6 protein-coding genes are annotated in these 7107 nt (G+C 71.2%); 2 read left to right on the top strand and 4 right to left on the bottom strand.

The features are described 5' to 3' along the window. Positions 1-493 (bottom strand): type 1 glutamine amidotransferase family protein (locus tag CCN33_RS27740; RefSeq protein ID WP_086696158.1); only part of this gene is annotated, 493 nt, incomplete at its 3' end. Positions 494-687: 194 nt separating this feature from the next. Here CCN33_RS27740 and CCN33_RS27735 point away from each other — a divergent pair. Beyond that, positions 688-1626 (top strand): GlxA family transcriptional regulator, encoded by a 939-nt coding sequence (locus CCN33_RS27735; RefSeq protein ID WP_086696157.1) that lies wholly within the window; start codon positions 688-690, stop codon positions 1624-1626. A gap of 53 nt (positions 1627-1679) precedes the next feature. Here CCN33_RS27735 and CCN33_RS27730 read toward each other — a convergent pair whose 3' ends face one another. Next, positions 1680-2594 (bottom strand): LysR family transcriptional regulator, encoded by a 915-nt coding sequence (locus tag CCN33_RS27730; protein WP_086696156.1) that lies wholly within the window; start codon positions 2592-2594, stop codon positions 1680-1682. A 154-nt stretch (positions 2595-2748) separates the two neighbouring features. Between CCN33_RS27730 and CCN33_RS27725 the strand changes: the two genes are divergently transcribed. After that, positions 2749-3837, top strand: coding sequence for an FAD-dependent monooxygenase (locus CCN33_RS27725; protein ID WP_086696155.1), 1089 nt, complete (start codon positions 2749-2751; stop codon positions 3835-3837). A gap of 54 nt (positions 3838-3891) precedes the next feature. Here CCN33_RS27725 and CCN33_RS27720 read toward each other — a convergent pair whose 3' ends face one another. Then, entirely contained in the window at positions 3892-6066 is a 2175-nt protein-coding gene (locus CCN33_RS27720) for a 3-hydroxyacyl-CoA dehydrogenase NAD-binding domain-containing protein (RefSeq protein WP_086696154.1), read from the bottom strand. Positions 6067-6107: 41 nt separating this feature from the next. Beyond that, positions 6108-7107 (bottom strand): acetyl-CoA C-acetyltransferase (locus CCN33_RS27715; RefSeq protein ID WP_107484008.1); only part of this gene is annotated, 1000 nt, incomplete at its 5' end.

The following is a 7107-nucleotide window of genomic DNA, read 5'->3' as shown; positions in this document are numbered from 1 at the left end:
GGGCGCCGGTGGCGTCCAGCAGGTCGAGGCCCAGGTGGTGGGTGGTCGCGTGACGCCCTTCCAGCAGACCCGCCATGGCCAGGACGAGCGAGCCGCCGCAGACGGCGGCGACCGTGATGCGCGGATCGGCCACGGCCCGCTTCAGGAGCGCCGGGAGCCCCGTGCTCAGCGTGCGGCCCAGCAGCACCGGGATGAACTCGTCCTGCTTCCCCTCACCGGCACCCGCGTCCTCCGCCGGAACCTCGCCGGGTTCGCCCACCCGGCCGGAGGCGCCGGGCACCACGAGCAGGTCCGCGCGCTCCAGGTCGACGGCGCCCGTGGCGCGCAGCGACAGCCCGCCGGTGCCGCTGATCACCTCACGAGGGCCTTCCGCGGAGACCAGCTCGACGGTCACCGTGCCGTCCGACGCCGAGCCGCCGGCGTACAGCACCTCGTAGGGAGCGATCACATCGAGTGGGTCGAAGCCGTCGAACAGGACGATCTGGACGTGCATGAAGGTTCCCTCGGGTCGTTCTCCTGCGGACACCCGAAGTCAACCGGCTGCCGCCCGGCTCGCCCAGTGGCACTTGTGACAGGCTTCGACGGGAAAGTGCCAAAGGCTTCCGGCGGGCTCGGAACGCCGCTGAGGATGGGCTTTCCGGAGAGGCAGCGGCGCCGTCCCAGGCGGCGGAAGGGTACGTTCTTGCCATGCACACCGTCGCCGTCCTCGCGCTGGACCAGGTGATCCCGTTCGACCTGTCGACCCCGATCGAGGTGTTCTCCCGGACCCGCCTGCCGGACGGGCGGCCCGGCTACCAGGTCCGGGTGTGCGCCGAGCGCGAGGAGATCGACGCCGGAGCCTTCGCCGTGCGCGCTCCCTGGGGGCTGGAGGGTCTCGCCGGCGCGGACACGGTCGTCGTTCCTGGTGTCGCGGAGCCCACCGCCCCGCTCTCCCCCGCCGTGCGGGACGCGCTGCGGGCGGCCGCCGCCGCGGGGACGCGGATCGCCTCCATCTGCGTGGGCACCTTCCCCCTGGCGGCGACCGGGCTACTCGACGGCCTGCGTGTCACGACCCACTGGGGTGCGGCCGCTCTCCTGGCCGCCACCCACCCGGCCCTGGACGTCGACCCGGACGTCCTCTACGTCGACAACGGCCAGTTCCTCACCTCGGCGGGCGCGGCCGCCGGCCTGGACCTGTGCCTGCACATGATCCGCCGTGACTACGGCTCGGCCGTCGCCGCCGACGCGGCCCGCCTGTCGGTGATGCCTCTCGAACGGGAGGGCGGTCAGGCTCAGTTCATCGTCCACGACCACGTGCCGACACCGCACGGCTCCGAGCTGGAGGCGCTGCTCACCTGGCTGCGGGAGAACCTGGCCCGCGACCTAACCCTCACCGACATCGCCGAGCGCGCCGGAACCAGCACCCGCACCCTGATCCGCCGCTTCCGCGACCAGACCGGCACCACCCCGCTGCAATGGCTGCACCGCGCCCGCATCCGCCAGGCGCAGCACCTGCTGGAGACCACGGCCCACTCCGTCGAACGCATCGGCCATCAGGTCGGCTTCGCGTCCCCGACCACCTTCCGCGACCGTTTCAAGCGCACCACCGGCGTCAGCCCTCAGACCTACCGGCGCACGTTCGCCTGAACCAGCGACTCGGCTCCACCCCGCACCGCGCGCCGGTGAGGAGCCGCCGGCCCTCAAATCTCGGATGCCGACTCGCGAACCATCACGGCGTGTACGCGCGTGCGCAGCCAGCGGTGCAGCCGGTCGTGCGTGTTGCGCGGATGCCAGGCCATGCCGATGTCGGCGGCGGGGAGGGTGAGCGGGATCGGGAAAGTGGTCAGCTCCAGCGCTTCGGCGGCCCGGCGGCCGAGCACGGCCGGGCACATGCACACCAGTCCCGCTCTCTGAGCGAGATGGAGTGACTCGGCGAAGGTGGGCACCACCGCCACCACCCGCCTGCGGAGACCGAGTTCGGCGAGGTGTGCGTCGATCGGGCCGTACGCCCGGCCGCTTCGGGAGATGGCGACATGGTCTGCTGCCGCGAACTGCTCCGGCGTCACGTGCGCTGACGTGCTCAGCGGATGGCCGCGGTGCACCGCGGCGACGAAGACGTCCGCCGCCAGTGCCTCGACCTCGATCTCGCGCTCGTGACGGCTGACGTCGCCGATCTCCAGGTCGATCAGCCCCTCCCGAAGGGCGGGCACCGCCTCCATGCTCTCCGGGTGCAGCCGGACGGTGAGGCCCGGCGCCGAGCTCCGCAGGTCCTGCAGCAGCGCGGGCGTGAAGGTCATGGACAGCGCGTCGCTGATCTGGAGGTCGAAGGCCCGGACCGCGGTCGCGGGATCCGCGTCCTGCGGAGGCTCGAAGAGGGCCCTGGCACGCGCGGCGATCGTCCGGACCTCGCTGCTCAGTTCCAGCGCCCGCGCGGTGGGAACGAGGTGCCGTCCGGCGCGGACGAAGAGCGGATCGCCGAAGACCCGTCGCAGCCGTCCGAGCGTCCTGCTCATCGCCGGCGCGGAGGTGTGCAGTCGTTCGGCCGCGCCGGTGACACTGCCCTCGGTGAGCAGGGCGTCGAAGCCCCGGATCAGGTTCAGATCGACGTTGTCCATCCCCCGATTATCACCTTCGATAACGATGGTGCCCACAGCATGCACTTGTCGATATCAGGGGGGCGCCATAGCGTCGCTTTCGAGCACCCGCCGGCCATCCCGCACCGGCCGGAGAAGGGGCGCGGAATGCGCCGTCACATCAGGAGGACCACCCATGCGCGTCATAGTGGCCGGAGGCGGAATCGTCGGACTCACCACCGCGATCGCCCTGCACCAGGCAGGCATCGAGGCGGTGGTGTGCGAGCAGGCTCCCGAGATCCGGGCAGCGGGTGCGGGGCTCGGGATATGGGCCAACGCCATGGCCGTCTTCGATGAGCTCGGCCTCGGTGACCGGGTCAGGGGCATCGCCGAGCCGACCGAGATGTACTTCCGTGATCCGGCCGGGAAGTTGATCGACCCGCCCGGCTTCTCGAAGGACGATCACCGTTACCTGCTGGCCCGGCGCCCAGAGCTGAACGCGCTGCTTGCGCGGACCGTGGGCAGGGACGACATCCGGCTGGAATCCCGCGTCGTCGGCTACGACGAACACGACGCGGGAGTAGCGGTCCGTTTCGAGGGCGGAAGCAGAGCCGAGGCGGACCTCCTGGTGGGTGCCGACGGCGCGTACTCGGTCGTCCGGTCCCAACTGGTGCCGGGCAGCGACGCGATCGCCCACGAGGGCCACCACGCCTGGCGCTCGGTCGTCACGCCGCCCGAAGGCGTCACTGTCGACCGGAGCGTCATCGTGCTGGGCGAGCAGCGCACCCGCGGCGGGTACGTCCCCACCGGCGACGGCACGGTGTACTGGCTGATCAATCAGTTCGGCTCGCCGGCGCTCCACGGCACCCCCAGGGAGCAGGCGCGCGAACGAGCCGAGTTCCTCGACACCACGGGCTGGAACCCGGTACTGCCCGCGCTCGTCGAGTCGACCCCCGACGACAAGATCTTGTACAACCAGATCATGCTCGTCCCCCCGCTGTCGCGCTGGGTGTCGAACCGTGTGGCCCTGGTCGGTGACGCCGCACACGCGCTGTCGCCGCACATCACCGCCGGCGCGTCCCTGGGAGTGGAGGACGCGCTGCTGCTCGCCCGGCTGCTCGCCCGGGCCGAGGAAGTACCCTCAGCGCTCGCTGCCTACGAGCGGGACCGGCTGCCGCACTACGCCACGGTCGACGAGTTGTCCAAGCGGGTGGAGGACTCCACGACCCCGGAGGAGTTCGCCACGAACTACGTGGCCTTCAGCCACTGGATGCTCACCCGATGAGTCCGGGGTGCGTTCCGGAGGAGGATCCCCGAAGCGCACCCCGCGTACGACGCGTCAGCGGGCGTCCGTGAAGGTCTCCCCCCGCTCCGCCTTCTCCAGCAGCAGCGCCGGAGGAGTGAAGCGGGCACCGTAACGCTCGGCCAGTTCGCGCGAGCGGGCCACGAAGCCGGGCAGGCCGCCCTTGTAGCCGTTGATGTACTGGAGGACGCCGCCGGTCCAGCCGGGGAAGCCGATGCCGAGGATGGAGCCGATGTTGGCGTCGGCGACCGAGGTGAGGACGCCCTCCTCGAGGAGACGGACGGTGTCGAGGGCCTCGGCGAAGAGCATGCGTTCCTGCATGTCCTCGAAGGGGATCTCGTGCCCCGGCTTGGTGAAGTGCTCGCGCAGGCCCGGCCAGAGGGTGGTGCGCCTGCCGTCCTCGTAGTCGTAGAAGCCGGCGCCGCCGCTGCGGCCGGGGCGGTGGAACTCGTCGACCAGGCGGTCCACGACCTCGTCGGCGGGATGCGGGGTCCAGATGCCGCCCGCCTCCTCCACGGCACGGCGGGTCTCCGCGCGGATCTTGCGCGGGAGGGTCAGGGTCAGCTCGTCCATGAGGGAGAGGACCTTGGCCGGGTAGCCCGCCTGGGCCGCGGCCTGCTCCACCGAGGCGGGTTCGATGCCCTCGCCGACCATCGCGACGCCCTCGTTGATGAAGTGGCCGATCACCCGCGAGGTGAAGAAGCCGCGCGAGTCGTTGACCACGATCGGCGTCTTGTTGATCTGCCGGACCAGGTCGAAGGCGCGGGCCAGCGCCTCGTCCCCGGTGCGCTCGCCCTTGATGATCTCGACCAGCGGCATCTTGTCGACCGGCGAGAAGAAGTGCAGCCCGATGAAGTCACTCTGCCGCTCGACGCCCTCGGCGAGCGCGGTGATGGGCAGCGTGGAGGTGTTGGAGCAGAGCAGCGCGTCGGGCTCGACGACGGACTGGATCTCCTGGAACACCTTGTGCTTGAGCGCGGTGTCCTCGAAGACCGCCTCGATCACCGCGTCGCAGCCCGCGAGGTCGGCCGCCTCGGCGGCCGGAGTGATCCGGGCCAGCAGGGCGTCGGCCTTCTCCTGGCTGGTGCGGCCCTTGGCGACGGCCTTGGCGCACAGCTTCTCGGAGTAGCCCTTGCCCTTGGCGGCCGCCTCCAGCGAGACGTCCTTGAGGACGACCTCCAGGCCGGCGCGGGCGCAGGAGTAGGCGATGCCGGCGCCCATCATGCCCGCGCCGAGCACGGCCACCTTGCGGACCTTGCGCGGCTCGATCCCCTGGGGCCGGTTGGCGCCGGAGTTGACGGCCTGGAGGTCGAAGAAGAACGCCTGGATCATGTTCTTCGCGGTCTGCCCGGCGGCCAGCTCCACGAAGTACCGCGCCTCGATGACCTGCGCGGTCTCGAAGTCGACCTGGGCGCCCTCGACCGCGGCGGCGAGGATGTTGCGCGGCGCCGGGTAGGGCGCGCCGGCCGTCTGCTTGCGCAGCGAGGCGGGGAAGGCGGGCAGGTTGGCGGCGAACTTCGGGTTGGCCGGGGTACCGCCGGGGATCTTGTAGCCGGGCTCGTCCCAGGGCTGCCGCGACTCGGGATGGGCGTCGATGAAGGCGCGGGCCCGCGCGGTCAGCTCCTCCGGCGTCTCCACCACCTCGTGCACGAGCCCGTTGTCCAGCGCGCGGCGCGGGTTGTACTGGGTGCCCTGGAGCAGCACCTTCAGCAGCGCGTCGGTGATGCCGAGCAGCCGCACGGTACGGGCGACACCGCCACCGCCGGGGAGCAGGCCGAGGGTGACCTCGGGGCAGCCGATGCGGGAGCCGGGGGCGTCGAGGGCGATCCGGTGGTGGCAGGCGAGGGCGATCTCGAAGCCGCCGCCGAGGGCCGCGCCGTTGATCGCGGCGACCACGGGCACACCGAGCGTCTCGATGCGGCGCAGGTTCCGCTTGATGGCCAGGCCGCCGTCGAAGAGGTCCTGGGCGGTCTCGGGGGTGACCCGGATCAGGTCGCGCAGGTCGCCGCCCGCGAAGAAGGTCTTCTTCGCCGAGGTGAGGACGACGCCGCGGATCGAGTCCCTCTCGGCCTCCAGCCGGTCGGTGATCACGGCGAGGGACTCGCGGAACGCCTGGTTCATGGTGTTCGCGGACTGGCCGGGGTCGTCGAGGACGAGGGTGACGACACCGGTGTCGTCCTGCTCCCAGCGGATGGTGGTGCTCTCGGTCATGACAGTCGTCTCCGTAGAAGTCGCTTGGTTCCGCTGGGAGTTCAGACGCGCTCGATGATCGTGGCGATGCCCATGCCGCCGCCGACGCACAGGGTGGCCAGGCCGTACCGCTTGTCCTGGCGCTCCAGTTCGTCCACGAGGGTGCCCAGGATCATCGCGCCGGTGGCGCCGAGGGGGTGGCCGAGCGCGATGGCGCCGCCGTTGACGTTGACCTTGTCCAGGGACAGGCCCATGTCCTTGACGAAGCGGAGGACGACGGCGGCGAACGCCTCGTTGATCTCGACCAGGTCGATGTCGTCGATGGTCAGTCCGGCCTTGGCGAGCGCCTTGCGGGTGGCGGGTGCGGGGCCGGTGAGCATGATGGTGGGCTCGGAGCCGGAGACGGCGGCGGAGACGATCCGGGCGCGGGGGCTGAGCCCGTACCGCTCCCCCACCTCGCGGGAGCCGATGGCGACCAGGGAGGCGCCGTCCACGATGCCGGAGGAGTTGCCCGCGTGGTGGACGTGGTCGATCTTCTCCACCCAGTGGTACTTCTGCAGCGCGACCGCGTCGAATCCGCCCAGCTCGCCGATGTCGGCGAAGGAGGGCTTGAGACCAGCGAGGGAGTCGGCGGTGGTGCCGGGGCGGAGGTGCTCGTCGTGGTCGAGGACGGTCAGGCCCGCGCGGTCCTTGACCGGGACCACCGAGCGCTCGAAGCGGCCCTCCTTCCAGGCGTTGGCGGCACGCTCCTGGGACAGGGCCGCGTACTCGTCGACGTCGCGGCGGCTGAAGCCCTCGATGGTGGCGATGAGGTCGGCGCCGATGCCCTGCGGGACGAAGTTGGTGGCGAGGTTGGTCATCGGGTCGTTGAACCAGGCGCCGCCGTCCGAGGCCATCGGCACCCGGGACATCGACTCGACACCGCCCGCCAGCACCAGGTCCTCCCAGCCGGAGCGGACCTTGGCGGCGGCCGTGTTGACGGCCTCCAGACCCGAGGCGCAGAAGCGGTTCTCCTGTACGCCCGCCACGGTGTCCGGCAGTCCCGCGGCGACGGCGGCGATC

This window comes from Streptomyces recifensis, from assembly GCF_002154615.1.
Lineage (GTDB): Bacteria > Actinomycetota > Actinomycetes > Streptomycetales > Streptomycetaceae > Streptomyces > Streptomyces griseoluteus.
This window is presented reverse-complemented; position numbering and strand designations above follow the sequence as displayed.

Excerpts from the sequence above, each read along its gene's own strand:
- CCN33_RS27735 (WP_086696157.1), top strand. The coding sequence starts at position 688 with ATGCACACCGTCGCCGTCCTCGCGCTGGACCAGGTGATCCCGTTCGAC.
- CCN33_RS27730 (WP_086696156.1), bottom strand. The coding sequence starts at position 2,594 with ATGGACAACGTCGATCTGAACCTGATCCGGGGCTTCGACGCCCTGCTC.
- CCN33_RS27725 (WP_086696155.1), top strand. The coding sequence starts at position 2,749 with ATGCGCGTCATAGTGGCCGGAGGCGGAATCGTCGGACTCACCACCGCG.
- CCN33_RS27720 (WP_086696154.1), bottom strand. The coding sequence starts at position 6,066 with ATGACCGAGAGCACCACCATCCGCTGGGAGCAGGACGACACCGGTGTC.